Genomic DNA, 18,304 nt, shown 5'->3' on the forward strand with positions numbered 1-18,304 from the left:
GAGCGCGGGAGTCATCCCGCCTCCGCGCCGCCCCCACCGATGACACCCGAGCAAGAGGAGCAGTGATGGCGTCCGTCACCACGGGTACCAGGCTCGCGCCCCGGCGTGCCCGCGCCGGGTCTCGTCGCGGATCGCATCGCGGCCGCACGATGGTGCGAGGGGCCGCGGGGCTGCTCGCGGTGTTCGTGATCGCCGAGGTCATCTCGCGCTCGGGCATCGTCGACGAGGCCTTCCTTCCGCCAACCTCGGTCGTGCTGGTGCGCGTCGCCGAGCTGCTGGTCGACCCGGCCTTCCTCGGCGCGGTGGCCGCGACCCTGCAGGCATGGGCGGTCGGGCTGGTCATCTGCATCGTCGTCTCGGTCACGCTCGGGGTGATTCTCGGATCGTCGCCGGGCGCGTACTCCGCGAGCCGTGCCGTCATCGAGTTCCTCCGACCGATCCCGTCGGTCGCCCTCATCCCCCTCGCGATCCTGGTGCTCGGCAACGACGCCGAGATGAAGATCGCGCTCATCGTCTTCTCGACGGCCTGGCCCGTGCTCTTCAACACCATCTACGGCATGCACGACGTCGACCCGATCGCCAAGCTGACCGCGAAGAGCTTCGGTCGGGGGAGGATCGCCACCCTCTGGGAGGTATCGCTCCCGAGCGCCGCTCCCTTCATCTTCACCGGCATCCGCATCGCCGCCTCCGTCGCGCTCATCGTCGCCATCAGCGCCGAGCTTCTGGCGGGGGCGTCCGACGGACTCGGACGATGGATGCTGGACGCCAGTGCGACCGGCAATCGCCCCGACCTGGTCTACGCCGCGACGATCATCGCGGGGCTCCTCGGACTCGCGATCAACGGGGTGCTCGTGCTCATCGAACGGCGCTTCCTCTCGTGGCAGCCCGCGCTCAGGCCCACCGGGAAGGACGACTGATGACCGCCACGACGACGTGGATCGGGGTCGTACGGCCCCCTCGCCGATCGGCCGTCGCCTCGCGCAGACTCCGGCAGTTCGCCGTGCGGTGGGGTGCTCTGCTCGCGCTCGGGATCGTGTGGGAGATCGCCGCGCGATCAGCCGGCTCGCCCTACTTCCCGCCGATCTCCGAGATCATCCAGCGGTTCGCGAAACTCTGGCTGTCGGGGCCCGTCACTTCGCTCTTCCTCACCGAGGGCGTGTTCGCCGACATCGTCCCGAGCCTCGTCCGCATGCTGGGCGGCTGGTCGATCGCCGTCGTCGTGGCGGTTCTCCTCGGGGTGGCTATCGGACGCAGTCGCGTTCTCGGAGATTTCGTCGAGCCCGTTGTGCACTTCGCCCGGGCCATTCCACCGCCGGCGTTGCTGCCGATCTTCTTCATCCTGCTCGGATTCGGCAACGAGATGCGCGTTTCGCTGATCGCCTTCGCGGTGGTGTGGCCGGTGCTGCTGAACACCATCGACGGTGTGCGCTCGGTCGAGCCGCTGCACCTCGACACGGCGCGGGTGTTCGAGATGGACCGCCGCAAGGTCTTCTTCGGGATCGTGCTGCCGAGTGCTGCCCCGAAGATCTTCGCCGGTATGCGGGTGGCCCTGTCGGTCGCCCTCATCGTCATGGTGATCTCCGAGATGGTCGGTTCGCAGGAGGGTATCGGCTCGATCATCCTGGGCGCCCAGCGCACCTACCGGATGCTCGACATGTGGTCGGGCATCCTCCTGCTCGGAATCCTCGGCTACGTCCTCAACGCGATCCTCGCCCTGGTGGAATCGCGCGTCACGAGATGGCACCGGGGCGCACGAGAAGGAGTGTCATGAGCATCGCGACCACCGCCACCGACCTGCTCACCATCGAGGGCCTCGGCCACGTCTACGAGGGCAAGCAGCGACACGAAGCCATCGGGCGACTCGATTTCACGGTTCCGCAGGGTGCGTTCGTGTCGATCGTCGGACCCTCGGGATGCGGCAAGACCACCATGCTGCGGTGCCTGTCGGGTCTCATGCGGCCGACCCGCGGCACGGTCCTTCTGGGCGGCGAACCGGTGATCGGGGTGCCGCGCGACCTCGCGCTCGTCTTCCAGGACTACAGCCGCTCGCTCTTCCCCTGGCGGACGGTGGCCGGCAACATCGCCTTCGTGCTGCCGCGCGGCGGGATGTCGAAAGAGGAGCGCCAGTCGCGCATCGATGAGAGCCTCGACGCGGTCGGGCTGACGGGCGCGGCCGAGAAGTACCCGTGGCAATTGTCGGGGGGGATGCAGCAGCGCGTCGCGATCGCGCGGGCGCTCGCCTATCGCCCGAAGATCCTGCTGATGGATGAACCGTTCGCCTCGGTGGATGCGCAGACGCGTGCCGAGCTCGAAGATCTCATGCTGGCGGTGCGGGAGAAATTCGACATGACGATCCTCTTCGTCACCCACGACATCGACGAGAGCGTCTACCTCGCCGACCGGGTGCTGGTGCTATCGAAGTCGCCGTCGACGATCGTCGCCACGATCGACGTCGATCTGCCGCGGCCGCGCGACCAGGTCGCCACCCGCGAACTCGACGCGTTCGTCCACCTCCGGGGGAGCATCGCCCGCATGATCCGCGACCAGTCGACGCGCCGTGCTGCGCCCGACGCCGAGGCCTAGACCAAGACGGCGGCGAGGTTCTCCAACCCGGCGGAGCGGTCCTCTTCCACCGGGATGAGGATCACACTGGTCGCCCCGGCACGATGCCGGGCGGTGATTCCTTCGTGCACGCGCGCGGGTGTACCGACGAGCGCAAGGGCATCGACCCACTCGTCGGGCAGGGCGGCGGCGAACGCCTCGGGCGTGCCCGCGCGCTCGCGGAGTGCGATCAGCTCGTCCGCGAACGCGAGGGGTGCGATATGCGGGTGCCAGTCGGGTTCGCCCACGACGGCGAGAGCCGGACGCACCAGCTCGCGGGCAGCAGCATCCGACGCGGCGACCGCTGCGACGTCGTAGGTCACGACCCGTAGCGACGCCGTAGGAGACCCCGCACCCCCGCCGGACACCGTGGCGATGGATGCGCGGATGTACTCCGGGGTCGCGGGCTCCGCGAGCACGACGCCGTCGGCGATCGCTCCGGCCGCTGCGAGCGAACGAGGGCCGCGCACGCCCCAGACCAGGGGCGGCGGCGTCGCGGGCGCCGACTCGAGGCGCACGTCCGCCACGTTGACGTACCTCCCGGCCGGAGGGCCCGGCTCGCCCCGCAGAAGCGTCGTCAGGGCGGAGGTGTATTCGCGCAGGAGAGTGAGCGGGCTCCCGGGCCATGCCCCGACCGAGCGCATCCACTGCGGCATGCCGTGCCCGATGCCCACGACCACCCGGCCGGGGAACAGCTGGGCGAGGGTGGCGATCTCCATCGCGGCGAAGGCGACGTTCCGCGCGCCGGCGGGCAGGATGCCGACGCCCACCGTCACGCGGGTCGTCGAGGCCAGCACCGCCGCAGCCTGGGCGACGCCGCCCCGGAATCCCAGATCTTCGACGACCCACAGTTCGTCGAAACCGAGCCTCTCGGCCCGCTGAGCGAACGGGATGACCTCCGTGGGCGGAAGGTCGCGAGGAAGCACGACGCCGACAGAGCGCGCAGGACGAGCGGGGGCGGTCATAGTGCTTTCATTCTCGGCGATTTTTCAGCGATCGGAATGCGCACTCGCGCGTCGGGAGTGCTAATTTATCCGTAGTTGAGCCGAGGGGGCTCAACCTCAAACGGAAGGAGATGGATTCATCATGGCAATGACTTTCGACCCTTTCGCGGAGCTCGATCGCCTCGCCGGGAGCGTGCTGTCGTCGCGCTCCAACCTGCGGGTGATGCCGGTCGACCTCTACCGCGACGCTGACCGGTACGTGCTCAACGCCGACCTGCCGGGTATCGATCCCGGATCGGTCGACATCGACGTCGACGGCCAGCTGCTCACCATCCGCGCGCAGCGCACCGCTGGCGGTATCGAGGGTGCGAAGTGGCTGACCCAGGAGCGCCCTGCGGGGAGCTTCCTCCGCCAGTTCAGCATCGGCGAGGGTGTCGACACCTCCGGCATCTCTGCCAGCTACGACAACGGCGTGCTGAGCGTCGTCCTCCCCGTGAGCGAGCGCGCGAAGCCGCGCAAGGTCGAGGTGCAGAGTGTCCGCCACGACTCCGACGTGCAGCCGGCGATCCGGAGCTGAGCCGAGCCCTCACGCGCAGACGCCCCGCGGGACGCTCCGCGGGGCGTCTGCGTCGGTAGCCTTGTCTGGTGGATACCCAGATCGTCGAGCACCTGTCCGCTGCCCGCGTGCGTCGCGACGTGCAGAACATCCGGGATGCGCTCTCGGAGCTCTCCGCCGGTGACGTCGCTCGCGCGGTGATCCGGTCACCGCGCTACGGCCTGTATGTCGTCGACGGCACCGTGCGCACCGGCGTGGGCAACCAGCTCATGCTCGCCGACGTGATCCTCGGCACGGGCAGCGAGATCCAGCGCATCTATCCGTCGATCCCCGAGGTCGTCCCCACTTTCGACCCCGAGGTCGGTGGCGCGCTCGACGGGCTCGGCCACGGCGACCTCGTGCGGGTGACCTTCGCCACCCCCGCGCACGGCGCGTTCGCGATCACCGGCCCGCTCACCGCCGGCAACGACGACTTCCTCCTCGTGGGCAGCTGGATCGTCTCCGCGGCCGGCAGTGTCGTGCCCCGCGTCGCCGCCGTCGAACGGTTCCCCGAGGTCGAGACGCACGCCGCCAACGTGCCGCCCCTCCGCTCGGCGATCGTCGAGGCAGCATCCGCCCCGGTCGTCGAGGCGGGCTGATGACCGGCACGCCCGCCTACGACGTCGTCGTCATCGGTGAGGCGCTCGTCGACATCGTCGAGACGTCGGCGGAAACCTCCGAGCACGTCGGCGGCAGCCCCGCGAACGTCGCCCTGGGGCTCGGGCGCCGGGGTCTGTCGGTCTTGCTCGTCACCCAGCTGGGCTCCGACGAACGCGGCGAACGGATTCTCGCGCACCTCGAGGATTCGGGGGTGACCCTGGCGCCCGAGTCGTTCACGCCGCGGCCGACGTCGACCGCCCTCGCCCGCATCGGCCCCGACGGTCAGGCGTCGTACGTGTTCGATCTCGCGTGGAACGCCTTTGCCCTGCCCGGCACGCCGACGCGGGTGCTGCACACGGGATCGGTGGCCGCCTTCCTCGAGCCGGGCGCCGAGTCGGTGCGCGAGGCCCTTCGCGCGTCGCGCGCCGCAGAGGTCACGTTCGACCCGAACATCCGCCCGGCGCTCGTCGGCGCGCACGCTCCCGCCTTCCGGGCGTTCGAGCACACGGCCCGGCTCGCGACGGTGGTGAAGCTCAGCGACGAAGACGCGGCGTGGCTCTACCCGGGGGCCTCGCTCGACGCGGTCGTCGATGCCATCCTCGCCCTCGGGCCTCGCCTGGTGGCGGTCACCCTCGGCAGTGCCGGAGCCATCGTGGCGACGGCGATGCAGCGACTCACGGTCCCCGGCGAGAGGGTGGCGGTCGTCGACACGATCGGCGCCGGCGATACCTTCATGGCCTCCCTCATCTTCTCGGTGGCGCGCCTCGGTAGTGCCGGCCTTTCGGCGCCCGCCCTCGAGCGGATCGGGCGCGACGCCGTGCACGCCGCGGCTCTGACGGTCTCGCGCGCCGGGGCCGATCTGCCCTGGGCGAGCGAACTCTGATCGACCCCCGTCGGCGCTACCGCTGACGTCGATTTTCCTCTCCACGCGGCCCAGCACACCCGTGCCCGCGATGCACACGGGGTGGCAGGGAGTCAACCCGCGCGCCTTATCGCCCGGGGGCGCTTAGACCGGTACCCCGAGTTCGGTTCATCCCCCGGACCGGCAGCCGAGAGGAACAACATGTCCGAAAGCTATGGAGGCGGTTACACCGCACCGACGGGCGGCGAGAGCTCCCAGCCGTCCGGAACCGTCGAGACCGCGAAGAACGAGGCCGGAGAAGTCGCGAGCACCGCGACCCACGAAGCAGGCCACGTCGTGGAGACCGCCCAGAACGAAGCCGCAGCCGTCGCCGGCGAGGCGAAGACCCAGGTCAAAGACCTGTACACCCAGACCCAGGGCGAGCTGAAAGAGCAGGCGGGCGTTCAGCAGCAGCGCGTCGCCGAGGGCCTGCGCTCCGTAGGCGAAGAGCTCGAGTCGATGGTGCAGACGTCCGAGAACCCCGGCATCGCCGCGGATCTCGTCCAGCAGGTGTCGACGCGCGTCAGCGGCGCCGCCACCTGGATCGGCGACCGCGATCCCGGATCGCTGCTGAGCGAAGTGACCTCGTACGCGCGTCGGAAGCCCGGCACGTTCATCGCCGCCGCCGCCCTCACCGGCCTCGTCGTCGGACGCCTCACCCGCGCCCTCGCCGACAACGCGGCCGATGACAAGAAGGCCGCCGCTGCGGCTCCGAGCGTTCCCGCGACCACGCCCGCGGCGCCGGTCCCGGTCGTCGACGTTCCCCCGGTTCCGGCGATCCCCAGCGACCTCGCCGGTGGGGCTCCCGTGGGTGGCACCCCCCTGTACGACCAGTCCCGCGCCACGTGGGACGAGGTCGTCACGGGCGAGGGGAGTGGCGATGTCCGACGCGACTCCGTCTGAGCAGAAGGCCGCGACCACGTCGCTCGGCGAACTCCTCGGTGAGGTCACCCAAGACCTGTCGACGCTGATGCGGCAAGAGCTCGAGCTCGCCAAAGCCGAGCTCCGCCAGTCTGCGACCCGCGCCGGAAAGGGTGCCGGGATGCTGGGCGCCGCAGCGTACGCCGGACTCATGGCGATCTTCTTCCTGTCTGTCGCACTCTGGTGGGCCTTGGGCCTCCTGGTGGGGCTGGGCTGGTCGGCGGTCATCGTGGCTGTGCTGTGGGGAATCGTCGCCCTGGTGCTGTTCCTCCAGGGACGCAAGCAACTCAAAGAGATCAAGGGGGCTCCGCAGACCGTCGACACGATCAAGCAGATCCCCGACGCCGTGAAGAGAAATGAGGAGAACCGATGAGTGATTCACCCGAAGCCATCCGCGCCAACATCGATCAGACCCGACGGGAGCTCGGCCTCGACGTCGACGCCCTCGCCGACAAGGTCACCCCCTCCAAGATTGCCCAGCGCCAGACCGACAAGGTCAAGGGCGTGTTCGGCTCGGTGCGCGATCGCGTCATGGGCGCAGCCGATGACGCGGGTTCGGCCGTGTCGGGCGCAGGCTCCGCCGTCTCCGACGCCGGTTCGTCCGTGGCGTCCGGTGTGTCGGACGCCGGCCACGCGGTGAAGACGAAGGCGCAGGGCAGCCCGCTCGCGATCGGCCTCATCGCCTTCGGTGCGGGTCTCGCGCTCGCCTCGCTCATCCCGGCCTCCGAGAAAGAGAAGCAGGCGGCCGACGCGGTCAAGGAGCAGGCGCAGCCTCTCATCGACCAGGCCACGAGTGCGGCGAAAGAGGTCGGCGAGCACCTGAAGGAGCCCGCGCAAGAAGCGGCCGCCGCGGTCAAGGACACTGCGACCGACGCCGTCTCGAACGTGAAAGACGACGCGGCAGATGCCGCCACCACCGTCACCGACCGCGCGCGCGACGCGCGCGGCACGGTGACGGACAACGGCTGACGCCACCCCCGATGAATGCGGCAGGGCTCTCGAGCCCTGCCGCATTCGCGCTCCCCCCGAAAGGCACCACCCCGTGACCGACACCACCCGCTCCGACCTCGGCAAGGCCGACACGGCGCCGCACGCCGACAGCGCGGCCGAGCCCGATTCTCCCGACGACCTGACGAAACGGTCGTGGAAGTACGTGCTCTCCAAGACCGTCCGTGAGTTCACGTCCGACCAGTGCACCGACATCGCCGCCGCCCTCACCTACTTCGGCGTGCTGGCGCTGTTTCCCGGCCTCATCGCGGTGTTCTCGCTCCTCGGGGTGCTCGGGCAGAGCGACGCGGCGGCCACCACTGTGCTCGAGATCGTCGACGGGGTGGCGCCGGGCGGAACGGCCGACACGCTGCGCGGCCCCATCGAACAGCTCGCCTCGTCGCCCGGAGCGGGCCTTGCTCTCCTCAGCGGCATCGTCCTGGCGGTCTGGTCGGCGTCGGGGTACATCGGCGCTTTCACGCGTGCGATGAACCGCATCTACGAGATCGACGAGGGCAGGCCATTCTGGAAGCTCAAGCCACTGCAGCTGCTTCTCACGCTCGTCACCGTCGTTCTCGTGACGCTCGCTGCCCTCCTCCTGGTCGTCTCGGGCCCGGTCGCCGAGGCCATCGGCAACGCGTTGGGTCTCGGCGAAGTGGCCGTGACCATCTGGAACATCGCGAAATGGCCGGTGCTGGTCGTCATCGTCATCGCGATCCTGGCACTCCTCTATTACGCCGCCCCCAATGCGAAGCAGCCGAAGTTCCGGTGGATGAGCATCGGTGCGGTCCTCGCGCTCGTGATCCTGGCCATCGCGACCACCGGGTTCGGGCTCTACGTCGCCAACTTCTCGAACTATGACAAGACCTACGGTTCGCTCGCCGGCGTGGTCGTCTTCCTCCTCTGGCTCTGGATCGCGAACCTCGCGATCCTGTTCGGCGCCGAGTTCGACGCCGAGCTCGAGCGCGGCCGTCAACTGCAGGCCGGCATCGCCGCCGAGCGCGACATCCAGCTGCCCCCGCGTGACACGAAGAAGATCGAGAAGAAGGCGGCCGCCGAAGAGAAAGACGCCGCGGAGGGCCGCCGCATCCGTCGTTACCACGGTCAGGACGACGCCACCCGGTGAGTCATCGCTCGCGGGGCGGTCACCACACGACGCGGGTCTTCGAACCCCCGCGTCGCAGACCCCGGGCGAGGTCGTCGACCCATTCGCGGCCTCCGACCACGGTGTCGTCGGCTTCGTAGATCGCCCAGAGGAAGGGGCCGGCGAAGACGGTGTCGTCGGCCGCGCCTTCGTCCCACGCGTCGAGGAGCCCGCTCGCGTGCGGCGTGCTCTCGACGTGCAGGTTCAGCAAGGCTCTGACCTCCCGGTGGGCCTGCTCGCGGGTCATCCCACCCGGACCCAGGACGGGATGCAGCATCCGCCCCGCCGTTTCGACCTGCAGGTAGTTCCAGTCCGAGCCCTCGCGTGTCCCGTTTTCCGCAACGACGCGGGGTGATTCCGGCGGAATTCGGGACATGCCACAGAGCATGTCCCACTTTCCGCAACGGTGGGGCCGATTCGTTGCGGAATTCGGGACATGGGTGCCCGGATGGGCTCGAGCAGCGCGGCGCGTGGGCGCCGGGTCAGGCGCCGGTGCTCGGGTCGGGGCCCTCGCGCGGGAGCTCGAGCGTGAAGGTCGTGCCGGCGTCGTCGGAGGGAACGAGGTGGATGCGACCGTGATGGGCGACGATCGTCGACTTCACCATCGTCAGGCCGATGCCGAACCCCTGTACGGCGTTCTCGCGAGCGAAAGCGGTGCGGTAGAACCGGTCGAACACGCGGGTCTCGTCTGCGCGGCCGATTCCCGGGCCCTGGTCCGAGACGCGGATGAAGGCGTTCTCGGCGGTCATTCCCTGCTCGACCGTGATCACGCTGTGCTCGGGGCTGAACTTCGCGGCATTGACGAGCAGCTCGGTGACCGCCTGCCGCAGACGCGACGAATCGACCATCGCCGAGGCCGGGCCCGTGTCGAGATGTTCTATCGCGATGCTCTTGGCCCCGGCACGATCTCCCGCATCGACGATCGCCAGATCGACGAGAGCTCGCAGATCGGTCGGTTCGAGACGCAGCGGCTCAGACGTGTCGGTCGCGGCCAGCAGTTCGCGGATGCGATCGAGCAGCACCTGAGCGTTCCGCTGGATCACCGCGATGTAGGCACGGCTCTGGGTCTCGGACTCGTCGAGCCCGTCTTCGATGAGTTCGAGATAGCCGGTGATGTTCGTCAGTGGCGTCCGCAATTCGTGCGACACCGTGCGGAGGAACTCCTCGCGCACCTCGACCGCGGTGGCGAGTTCGGTGACGTCGTAGGCGACGACCACCGTGCCGAGCAGCGCCCCGTCATCACGGGTCACGCGGCGCGACGAGGCGAGGATGGCGACCTGCTGATCGGGCGGGCCCAGCCACTCCATGTGATCGGTCAGGATCTCGCCGCGCAGTGCACGGGGAATGATCTGGCCCTCGTACGGGATCGGTGTCATGCGGTCCATGGCGAGCACGTTGTCGCCGGCGTACGGCGGCCGGTCGAGACGGAACCCGACGATCTCGGTCATGGTCGACGCGATCTTGTTCGACAGCGCCAGCTCGTTGGAGGGCCCGTAGAACGCGACGGCCGTGTTCACGGTGTTCAGGATGCTGCGCATCAGGATCGCATTGTCTTCAGCTTGCAGGAGCGCCGCCGTCTGCTCGGCGTGCGCCTCGGCGACGCGATCGCGATTGCGCCGCAACTGACGCGCGGCGAGATTCGCCATGAGGGCGACCCCCACGATGATGGCCGGGAGCGTCACGACGTTGGCCCACTCGAGGGCGGTGGCGGGCCACTCGCCTCGGGTGAAGAAGGGGAAGGAGGAGATGAAGGCCGCCCCGGCGACGGCGACGAGGATCGTCCAGGGGCGGAATCCGTAGGCCAGCCAGAGGACGGGGAACATCGCGAGAAGCCCGGCAGAGGCGATGACCGAGATCAGTTCGGTGCGGATGAACGCCACCGCGACGATGTCGGTCAGCGCCACCGTGATCAACCACGTGCGATCGAAACGTTCCCAGGGGACGAGTACCGCGGCCAGCGAGGCGAGCGCGACCAGCACATAGGCGGCCGGCATGTAGCCGCTCATGGCCTTCTCGGGCACGGCGATCGCCGCGACGAGTCCGACGAATGCGGCACCCAGCAGGAAGGGCAGCTGGGCGCGGACGAACACCCTCATGCGCCCCCGGGGCGAGGCCTCCAACTCGAAGAGCGGCATAACCCATCTCCCTGGGTCTCGTGTTGTCGAAGCATACGGCGCGCCGGTCGTAGATCGGACCCGATTGCCTCCGGGGTACGGTTGCCCGATGACGCGACCGCCCGAGAGCCCCTCTTCCCACGAGCGGAGGATCGATCTCGCCGGCAGCGTCTTTCGCGTCGTCACGACGGACTCCACCGCGGCTGAGCCGGGGCCGCCCTTCGTGCTGGTTCACGGCATCGGTATGTCCCACCGGTACTTCACCAAACTGCACGCCCTTCTCTCGGTCGAGAGCGACGTGCACTCCATCGACCTCCCCGGCTTCGGCGGTCTTCCGAAACCCGGACGCGACCTCGACGTCGAAGCCATGGCGGGGCTGCTCGGCGAGGTGCTCGATCAGATCGGCACCGGGCCGGTCGTTCTCGTCGGACACTCGATGGGGTCTCAGTGGGTGGTCGAGCTCGGTGCGCAACGCCCGGATCTCGTCCGCGCGGTGGTGGCGATCGGACCCGTGACCGACGACCGCCACACCTCCGTGTTCGCGCAGGCGACGGCCCTCACTCTCGACTCGCTCGGCGAGCCGCCGCTGATCAACGCGATCGTGTTCGTCGACTACCTCCGCTGCGGCGTTCCCTGGTACCTCGCTCAGGTGCGTCACATGCTGACCTATCCCATCGAAGAACGGGTGGCCGACCTGGCGTCGCCCTTCCTCGTGATCCGCGGCGGCACCGACCCGATCGCGGGTACCGACTGGTGCCGGCGGCTCCGCGACCGCGCCGCGGACGGAACGTTCGTGACCGTGCCCGGCCACAATCACGTGGTGCAGCAGAGTGCGCCGCGCTCGACAGCATCCGCCATCGACGCCTTCCTCGCCGCGCGCATCGAGGGTGGTGCGTGAACCCCTTACGCGTTCCGATCTGGTGGGCGCGCGACTACGCGTACGCGCTGACCTGGCAGGTGCGCGCGTTCTTCAACCGCACCGACCCGATGACGTTCCTCACCGGCGACAAGACCCCCATCATCGTTCTGCCCGGCATCTACGAGACGTGGAAGTTCATGCAGCCGCTGATCGAGGCGCTGCACGAGCGGGGGCACCCCATCCACGTGATCGATCTGCTGCGGCGGAACGAACGCCCGGTCGTCGAGATGGCGGAGCGTGTGACCGAGTACCTCGATGAGCACGATCTCTCGGACGTGGTGCTCATGGCCCACAGCAAGGGCGGACTCGTCGGGAAGCAGGCGATGGTGGTCGGTACCGCGGGCGGTCGTGTGCGAGGGATGCTGGCTGTCGCGACGCCCTTCGGCGGGTCGCGCTACGCCCGGCTGATGGTGCTCGCGCCGACGCTGCGCATCTTCTCGCCGCGAAACGCGACCATTCTCGCGCTCGCGAAAGAGACTGCGGTGAACGAACGGATCGTGTCGGTCTACGGCCGCTTCGATCCGCACATCCCCGAGGGGAGCGAGTTGGCCGGGGCGAAGAACGTGCGGCTCGAGACCGGGGGACACTTCCGCATCCTGGCGCACCCGCGAGTGCTCGCCGAGTTGGCGGTACTCGCGGGCTGAGGCCGGCCATCGTGAGTCGTTCCGTGCCCGCGGCAGGGTCATGACCGCGGGGAGACGGTGCGGGTCGCGGCGACGGGGTTGCGCAGCAGGGCGACAGCCGCCACCAGCTGCCAGAGGACGATGGTGTACACGGAGGCGCGTTCGATCGCCCCGGAAGGAACGTCTGCCCCGAAGGTCGACAGGAGTACGACGGTGGCGATCAGGCCGATCGATCCGACGATGATGCTGATGACGCCGAGGGTTCGCGTCGCGACGACTTTCCGCCAGTGCAGGCCGAGGACGAGTGCCAGGGCGTTCCCGCCGAGGATCGCCAATCCCGCGCCCGTGAAGTGCAGGCCGAGGGTGCCGTCTTGTTGCGCTTGCAGGGAACCGTGGAACGTGCCGACGAGGACGTAACCGATGGCGGTGACCACGCCCATGACGGCGGTGAAGTGACGAAGGCGACCCGTGAGCGTTCGGGAGAGCAGCACGATGGCGAGCCCGAAGAGCAATCCCTGAATGACGAAACCCGCATTCATCACCGCGTGAAGAGGCGAGTTGAGTTCTCGCCCCTGGAATTCGCCCGCGGTCGCCGACCCGAGGTCGCTGATCCAGTTCTGGGCGTAGCTGTAGGTGGGCGACCGCCAGGCAGCGGCGGCGATGGTTTCGGCCGCGAGATACACCGCTGAACCCACCAGGAGGGAGGCGGCGGCGAGAGTGCGAAAAGCGTTCATGATTTCCATTCCTTTGGTATGTGAGTGATTAAACACTCACTCTGCACCGCGCGTCAAGCCTGCGGCGGGAAACGGTACCGTCGAGCCATGGCGACGCGGCTGCTCATCCTCTCCGATACCCACATTCCTGGGCGCGCGCGGGCCCTGCCGCCGGCGGTGCTGCGGGCGGCCGACGACGCCGACCTGATCGTCCACGCGGGCGACTGGGTGAGCGTGGGCGTGCTCGACGAGCTCGAGCGCCACGGGGACGTGCTCGGCGTGTGGGGCAACAACGACGGTGCCGACCTTCGTGCGCGCCTGCCCGAGATCGCGCGCCGCGAGATCGAAGGCGTCCGTTTCGCGGTGATCCACGAAACCGGAGAAGCGCGTTCGCGAGAGCGCCGTATGGCTGCGGCCTTTCCCGACGTCGACGTGCTCGTTTTCGGCCACAGCCACATTCCGTGGGACACCCGGGCCCCGGGCGGGCAACGTCTGCTCAACCCGGGGTCGCCGACCGACCGCCGTCGGCAACCGCACCACACGTTCCTCTCCGTCGTCGTGGACGACGGCGAGCTCGCCGAGGTGCAACTCGTCTCGCTCTGACGCCCTAGCCGCCCGCGGGCGCCGTGGCAAGTCCGGTTGCCACCGCATCCGCTCTGCGTACCCTCACCACATGAGCGACACGAACGCACGAGGCACCGCCGTCATCACCGGCGGCTCCGCAGGACTCGGGCGGGCCACCGCCCGCGAACTCGCCGACCGCGGGTGGGATGTCGTCGTGCTCGCGCGCGGCGAAGACGGTCTCGCCGCGACCGTGGCCGAGATCGACGCCGTCGGACGCCGGAGCTTGGGCATCTCGGTCGACGTCGCCGACTCGAAGGCGGTGGATGCTGCGGCCTCCCGCATCGACGAGGAGTTCGGAGGAATCGACCTCTGGATCAACAACGCCATGGTCGGCACGATCTCGCCGTTCCTCGACACGACCGAAGAGGACTTCGAGCGCGCGACCGATGTCACCTACCTCGGTGTCGTGAACGGCACGCGCTCTGCGCTGCGGCGCATGGTGCCGCGCGGGCGCGGGCACGTCATCCAGATCGGGTCCGCTCTGGCGCACCGCGGCATTCCTCTGCAAGCGGCGTACTGCGGGGCGAAGCACGCGATCCACGGCTTCACCGATTCGGTGGTCGCCGAGCTGACCCACATCGGCTCCCCGGTGGCGATCTCGATCGTCGACATGCCCGCCCTCAACACCGTGCAGTTCAACTGGGTGAAGTCCGACTTCTCCGAGCACCCGCAGCCGGTGCCGCCGATCTTCCAGCCCGAGGTCGGGGCCCGTGCCGTGGCCGATGTGGCCGACACCCCTCGCCGCCGCACGTGGGTGGGGCTGCCGACCGTCGGTCTGATCCTCGGGACGCGCTTCGCGGGTCGGTTCATGGACTGGTATCTCGCCAAGACGGCCTGGAACGGGCAGTTGTCCGAAGACCACGACGACCCGCAGTTGCCGCCGAACCTGTATGAGCCCGTGCCCGGCGACCACGGCGCCCACGGGATTTTCGACGACCAGGCCCGGTCGGGCAGTATTCAGACGTGGGCGATCCGTCACCGACGGCTTCTCGCGGGCGCCGGAGTTGCGGGGTCCGCCCTCACCGCACTCGGCGGAGCGCTGGCCTTGCGGCGTCGCTGAACCCGCACCGCGCCCGATCCAGCCCGACAGGGGAGGAAAACCGGATGTCTCTCAACGTACGCGTACTCCGTTGCGCACCCGCCGACGTCTTCGCGGTGATCGCGGACGGGTGGCTCTTTCCTTCGTGGGTGGTCGGGGCCTCCCGGATGCGCGAGGTCGACGATGCCTGGCCCGCGGTGGGGTCGGAGCTGCACCACTCGTTCGGGGCCTGGCCCGCCGTCATCGACGACACCACCGTCTCGATCGAATGGGACCCGCCCCGCCGCGCCGTGATGAAGGCGCGCGGGTGGCCGCTGGGCGAGGCGCTCATCACGCTCGACGCGAAGCCCCGTGGTGACGACACGGTCGTGCGCATCCAAGAAGAGGCCGTCGCCGGCCCCGGCCGGCTGATCCCCACACCCCTCCTCGACGTCGGCCTGCACGTCCGCAACGCCGAGACCCTGCACCGCCTCGCCTACCTCGCCGAGGGGCGGGTCCACCGCGCCGAGCGTTCGACCGCCGAGCAAGAGATCGTCGAGGGCGGCGAGTGACCGAGCAGTTCGACGCGATCGTCGTGGGGTCGGGGCCCAATGGGCTCGCCGGAGCGGTGACCCTCGCGCGGGCGGGACTGCACGTGCGCGTGTATGAGCGTGCGTCGCTCATCGGCGGCGGCGCATCATCGGCCGAACTGACTCTTCCGGGCTTCTTGCACGACGTCTGCTCGGCGGTGCATCCGATGGCGTTCGAGTCGCGGTTCTTCCGCGAGTTCCAACTCGGATCGCGTGTCGACTTCGTCGTGCCCGAGATTTCCTACGCCCACCCGCTCGACGGCGGCCGGGCGGGCCTTGCCCATCTCGATCTCGATCGCACCGTGCAGAGCCTCGGCCGCGACGGCGCCGCCTACGACCTTCTGATGCGGCCCCTGGCAGAGCAGGCCTCGCGGGTCGCCGAATTCACCAGTTCGACGCTGCTGCGCATGCCGCGGCATCCGGTTACCGCCGTCAACTTCGGATTGCGCGCCCTCGCGCAGGGCGGACCATGGTGGAACGCCCCGTTCCGCGAAGACGCAGCGCCGGCCATGATCACGGGTGTCTCCGCACACACGATCCTGCATCAGCCAAGCCTCGCGGCCGCCGGCGCCGGCCTTGCCCTGGCGGCTTACGGCCACGCGCGCGGCTGGCCGATCCCGCGCGGCGGCAGCCAGGCCATCGTCGACGCGATGGTCGACGACATCCGCGCGCACGGTGGAGAGTTCGTGACCGACCACGAGGTCACCTCGCTCGACGAGCTGCCGTCGTCTCGCGTGGTGCTGCTCGATGTGACCCCCGAGGCGTTCGTGCGTCTCGCGGGGGAGCGGATGCCGACGGCCTACCGCACGCGCATGGAGCGCTTCCGCTACGGCGGCGGCGTCGCGAAGGTCGATTTCGCCCTGTCCGATCCGGTGCCGTGGACCAACGAGGGGGTGCGCGAGGCCGGGACGATCCACGTCGGCGGAACGCGCGCCGAGATCGCCGAGGCCGAGAACGATGTCTCCCGAGGCAGGCTCCACCCGCGCCCCTACGTTCTCGCCGCGCAACCTTCGCTGTTCGATGAGGGGCGCGCCCCCGATGGTGCGCACACGCTCTGGACCTACACGCACGTGCCGGCCGGGAGCGATGCCGACCGCGCCGAGGCCGTCGTCTCTCAGATCGAGCGGTTCGCACCGGGGTTCCGAGACACGATCCTCGCGACGAGTTCGCGCTCGGCGGTCGAGGTGGGTCGGTACAACCCGAACTACCCCGGAGGCGACATCGCCGCGGGAGCCCCGACGTTCCCGCAGCTCGTGCGGCGCCCGGTGCTGAGTCCGGACCCGTGGCACACGCCCGTACCGGGTGTGTATCTGTGCTCGGCGTCGGTCAGCCCCGGCCCCGGGGTCACGGGCCTCGTCGGTTGGCGGGCCGCTCTGAGCGCTCTGCGTCACGACTTCGGTACGCGCACCCAGCCCTCCCTGTCTCACGTGTGAACGGCGAGTCGTGGGGGAGATATCTCACCGCAGCGGCTAATCGCGACGACATCGTTCTCGCGGTGTCTGCAGCCCACCCCATAATGGACGCAGACGGCGATCGCAGAGCCGGTGGTCAATGATGGAGTCGCGATGCCGTTTCGAAGCCAAGACACGCTACAGGCGTGGCTCGACGAGTTTCTCGCACTCGGCTACGAGGTGTCGCTGAAGGTCATCCCGCAAGACGGCGAAGACGGGGCGAACACGGGCCTCGTCGCCGTGACTCTCCACAACGCGTCGACCTCGACGTTCATCCAGCCCGAGTCGCACGACTCCGACCGATGGGTGGTGACGATGGAGGCGGAAGAATCCGCGGTGACTCTCGATGCGGGCGAACTGCACGGCCTCGCCTCGGACCTGTCGATCGCGTCGTCGTTGTGCGCGTTCCTCCAGGCGAAGTCTCAGAGCGAGAACAACGACTCGGTCTGACCGATCGAGTTCGCCGGGTCTCAGGACGCGCGAGCGAGGGCCACGACGGTGTGGGTGAATCCGTCGAGGGTCGTCGCGAAGAGTTCGTTCTGCACGGCGTCGCCCTGCGAGACCGCCTGATCGAAGTCGGTGTCGAACCGCGTGAGCGCCGACCACGGAAGAATTCCGAGATCGACCGTGACGGTGATGCGGTTGACGCGGCGGTCGTGGGGATCGACGTCACGGCGTACCGCATCGCGATCGACCAGCCGGTCGATGAGCGTGGTGACGCCCGCCGAGGTGATGCCGAGATACCCGCGGAGCTGCGTGGGACGAGCCCCGGGATTGGCGGCGACGAACAGCAGGGCACGCGCGTCGAGTTCGCCGATCTTCAGCGTCCGCCGAGCTTCGATGAGCGCGGCGTTGCGGGCGTCGATGAAGCCGTGCAGGGCGCGCCGCAGAGGTGACTGGGTCGATGAACTGCTCACGAGCAAACCTCCTCTGACCACGGGCAACCGGGGCCTATCTCCTCAGCTTAGCTAAATAATCGAAGATGTAAAGAGATTAGCTAAATATCTGAAGTATCTGTAGAGTTCTGGGAAGAGGTCCCCGAGAGTGGCCACGCGTGGCTGCTCGATCGGCAACGGGAGCCTCGAGACGGCGCCGCACGGCGCACCGAGCAAAGGGAGTATCCGATGGGCAAATTGTTTTACGGCAGCACGGACCAGCCGATCGAAATGCCCGACCGGGTTCTGGCTCATGTGAAAGTGGTCGTCGCCACGAAGCTCCGTCGTGGCGAGAGCTTCACCATGTCGTGGCGCCACGACGACGACACACCGCGTGGCCGTTCCACCATCTGGATCCAGCCGTCCATTCCGCTGCGCTTCGTCTTCGCGTCGGCCGAGCCCGAGCTGCTCGATCCCGAGCACCTCAAGCGCCTGGCGAACGACGCGAGCTCGACCTCGGGGCTCGTCGTCGACTTCGACGCGTTCGCCCAAGAGGTCGCCGAGCCGCGCGCGCCCCGGGCCCGTCGCGCCGCCAAGGTCTGAGCCGTCCCGCGTCGGCGGATCCGTGCTGCGGCACGGCCGCCCTCGTGTGTACTCTGGGTGTGTGCTGACCTGTCGTTGTTG

23 protein-coding genes are annotated in these 18,304 nt (G+C 68.9%); 18 read left to right on the forward strand and 5 right to left on the reverse strand.

The window, feature by feature from the left end; all coding sequences use genetic code 11:
• Positions 1-65: 65 nt before the first annotated feature.
• The 3 genes from ACFXQA_RS13310 to ACFXQA_RS13320 are packed head-to-tail and all read left to right on the forward strand — an operon-like array spanning position 66 to position 2,583.
• Entirely contained in the window at positions 66-917 is an 852-nt protein-coding gene (locus tag ACFXQA_RS13310) for an ABC transporter permease (protein WP_394520358.1), read from the forward strand.
• Positions 917-1,771: an ABC transporter permease gene (locus ACFXQA_RS13315; protein WP_394520360.1), complete on the forward strand. Its 855-nt coding sequence runs from the start codon at positions 917-919 to the stop codon at positions 1,769-1,771. Before ACFXQA_RS13310 ends, ACFXQA_RS13315 begins: the two co-directional genes overlap by 1 nt.
• Positions 1,768-2,583, forward strand: coding sequence for an ABC transporter ATP-binding protein (locus ACFXQA_RS13320; RefSeq protein ID WP_394520361.1), 816 nt, complete (start codon positions 1,768-1,770; stop codon positions 2,581-2,583). The genes ACFXQA_RS13315 and ACFXQA_RS13320 overlap by 4 nt, the downstream gene beginning before the upstream one ends.
• Here the strand turns inward: ACFXQA_RS13320 and ACFXQA_RS13325 are convergent.
• A complete protein-coding gene (locus ACFXQA_RS13325) occupies positions 2,580-3,566 on the reverse strand; it encodes an LLM class flavin-dependent oxidoreductase (RefSeq protein ID WP_394520362.1) in 987 nt (328 codons plus the stop codon). The two genes, ACFXQA_RS13320 and ACFXQA_RS13325, sit on opposite strands and share 4 nt — an antisense overlap.
• A 121-nt stretch (positions 3,567-3,687) precedes the next feature.
• On the opposite strand from ACFXQA_RS13325, the gene ACFXQA_RS13330 reads away from it, so the two are divergent.
• From ACFXQA_RS13330 to ACFXQA_RS13360, 7 genes are all read left to right on the forward strand, one after another.
• The gene (locus ACFXQA_RS13330; RefSeq protein WP_394520363.1) at positions 3,688-4,122 is read left to right on the forward strand and encodes an Hsp20/alpha crystallin family protein; all 435 of its coding nucleotides are present in this window, start codon (positions 3,688-3,690) and stop codon (positions 4,120-4,122) included.
• Positions 4,123-4,190: 68 nt separating this feature from the next.
• Entirely contained in the window at positions 4,191-4,739 is a 549-nt protein-coding gene (locus ACFXQA_RS13335; RefSeq protein WP_394520364.1) for a hypothetical protein, read from the forward strand.
• Positions 4,739-5,623, forward strand: coding sequence for a carbohydrate kinase family protein (locus tag ACFXQA_RS13340; protein ID WP_394520365.1), 885 nt, complete (start codon positions 4,739-4,741; stop codon positions 5,621-5,623). The genes ACFXQA_RS13335 and ACFXQA_RS13340 overlap by 1 nt, the downstream gene beginning before the upstream one ends.
• 180 nt (positions 5,624-5,803) lie before the next feature.
• Positions 5,804-6,544 carry a hypothetical protein gene (locus tag ACFXQA_RS13345; protein WP_394520366.1) on the forward strand — a complete coding sequence of 247 codons (741 nt, stop codon included), beginning with the start codon at positions 5,804-5,806 and terminating at the stop codon, positions 6,542-6,544.
• Positions 6,522-6,935, forward strand: coding sequence for a phage holin family protein (locus ACFXQA_RS13350; protein ID WP_394520367.1), 414 nt, complete (start codon positions 6,522-6,524; stop codon positions 6,933-6,935). Before ACFXQA_RS13345 ends, ACFXQA_RS13350 begins: the two co-directional genes overlap by 23 nt.
• Positions 6,932-7,531 carry a DUF3618 domain-containing protein gene (locus tag ACFXQA_RS13355; RefSeq protein ID WP_394520368.1) on the forward strand — a complete coding sequence of 200 codons (600 nt, stop codon included), beginning with the start codon at positions 6,932-6,934 and terminating at the stop codon, positions 7,529-7,531. The genes ACFXQA_RS13350 and ACFXQA_RS13355 overlap by 4 nt, the downstream gene beginning before the upstream one ends.
• 73 nt (positions 7,532-7,604) lie before the next feature.
• Entirely contained in the window at positions 7,605-8,675 is a 1,071-nt protein-coding gene (locus tag ACFXQA_RS13360; protein ID WP_394520369.1) for a YihY/virulence factor BrkB family protein, read from the forward strand.
• A gap of 19 nt (positions 8,676-8,694) precedes the next feature.
• On the opposite strand, the gene ACFXQA_RS13365 is transcribed toward ACFXQA_RS13360, so the two are convergent.
• Together ACFXQA_RS13365 and ACFXQA_RS13370 are read right to left on the reverse strand one after the other, a co-directional pair.
• A complete protein-coding gene (locus ACFXQA_RS13365) occupies positions 8,695-9,069 on the reverse strand; it encodes a hypothetical protein (protein WP_394520370.1) in 375 nt (124 codons plus the stop codon).
• Between the two features lie 106 nt (positions 9,070-9,175).
• Entirely contained in the window at positions 9,176-10,828 is a 1,653-nt protein-coding gene (locus ACFXQA_RS13370) for a sensor histidine kinase (RefSeq protein ID WP_394520371.1), read from the reverse strand.
• Between the two features lie 88 nt (positions 10,829-10,916).
• Here ACFXQA_RS13370 and ACFXQA_RS13375 point away from each other — a divergent pair, with 88 nt between their 5' ends.
• Positions 10,917-11,705, forward strand: coding sequence for an alpha/beta fold hydrolase (locus ACFXQA_RS13375; RefSeq protein WP_394520372.1), 789 nt, complete (start codon positions 10,917-10,919; stop codon positions 11,703-11,705).
• On the forward strand, positions 11,702-12,370 hold the full coding sequence (locus ACFXQA_RS13380) for an esterase/lipase family protein (protein WP_394520373.1): 669 nt from the start codon (positions 11,702-11,704) through the stop codon (positions 12,368-12,370). Before ACFXQA_RS13375 ends, ACFXQA_RS13380 begins: the two co-directional genes overlap by 4 nt.
• 38 nt (positions 12,371-12,408) lie before the next feature.
• Here ACFXQA_RS13380 and ACFXQA_RS13385 read toward each other — a convergent pair whose 3' ends face one another.
• A complete protein-coding gene (locus ACFXQA_RS13385; protein WP_394520374.1) occupies positions 12,409-13,083 on the reverse strand; it encodes a DUF998 domain-containing protein in 675 nt (224 codons plus the stop codon).
• Between the two features lie 87 nt (positions 13,084-13,170).
• Here ACFXQA_RS13385 and ACFXQA_RS13390 point away from each other — a divergent pair, with 87 nt between their 5' ends.
• The 5 genes from ACFXQA_RS13390 to ACFXQA_RS13410 all read left to right on the forward strand — a co-directional run bounded on the left by ACFXQA_RS13390 (position 13,171) and on the right by ACFXQA_RS13410 (position 17,195).
• A complete protein-coding gene (locus tag ACFXQA_RS13390) occupies positions 13,171-13,665 on the forward strand; it encodes a metallophosphoesterase family protein (protein ID WP_394520375.1) in 495 nt (164 codons plus the stop codon).
• Positions 13,666-13,735: 70 nt separating this feature from the next.
• Positions 13,736-14,746, forward strand: a complete 1,011-nt coding sequence (locus ACFXQA_RS13395) for an SDR family oxidoreductase (RefSeq protein ID WP_394520376.1) — start codon at positions 13,736-13,738, stop codon at positions 14,744-14,746.
• Positions 14,747-14,790: 44 nt separating this feature from the next.
• Entirely contained in the window at positions 14,791-15,276 is a 486-nt protein-coding gene (locus tag ACFXQA_RS13400; protein ID WP_394520377.1) for an SRPBCC family protein, read from the forward strand.
• Positions 15,273-16,727: a phytoene desaturase family protein gene (locus tag ACFXQA_RS13405; protein WP_394520378.1), complete on the forward strand. Its 1,455-nt coding sequence runs from the start codon at positions 15,273-15,275 to the stop codon at positions 16,725-16,727. The genes ACFXQA_RS13400 and ACFXQA_RS13405 overlap by 4 nt, the downstream gene beginning before the upstream one ends.
• Positions 16,728-16,859: 132 nt before the next feature.
• Positions 16,860-17,195, forward strand: a complete 336-nt coding sequence (locus ACFXQA_RS13410; protein ID WP_394520379.1) for a hypothetical protein — start codon at positions 16,860-16,862, stop codon at positions 17,193-17,195.
• Positions 17,196-17,215: 20 nt separating this feature from the next.
• Here ACFXQA_RS13410 and ACFXQA_RS13415 read toward each other — a convergent pair whose 3' ends face one another.
• Positions 17,216-17,662: a MarR family winged helix-turn-helix transcriptional regulator gene (locus ACFXQA_RS13415; RefSeq protein ID WP_394520380.1), complete on the reverse strand. Its 447-nt coding sequence runs from the start codon at positions 17,660-17,662 to the stop codon at positions 17,216-17,218.
• A gap of 207 nt (positions 17,663-17,869) precedes the next feature.
• Between ACFXQA_RS13415 and ACFXQA_RS13420 the strand changes: the two genes are divergently transcribed.
• Positions 17,870-18,223, forward strand: a complete 354-nt coding sequence (locus ACFXQA_RS13420) for a DUF7882 family protein (protein ID WP_394520381.1) — start codon at positions 17,870-17,872, stop codon at positions 18,221-18,223.
• Positions 18,224-18,304: the final 81 nt, after the last annotated feature.

The organism is Microbacterium shimangi (genome assembly GCF_043556445.1).
GTDB lineage: Bacteria > Actinomycetota > Actinomycetes > Actinomycetales > Microbacteriaceae > Microbacterium.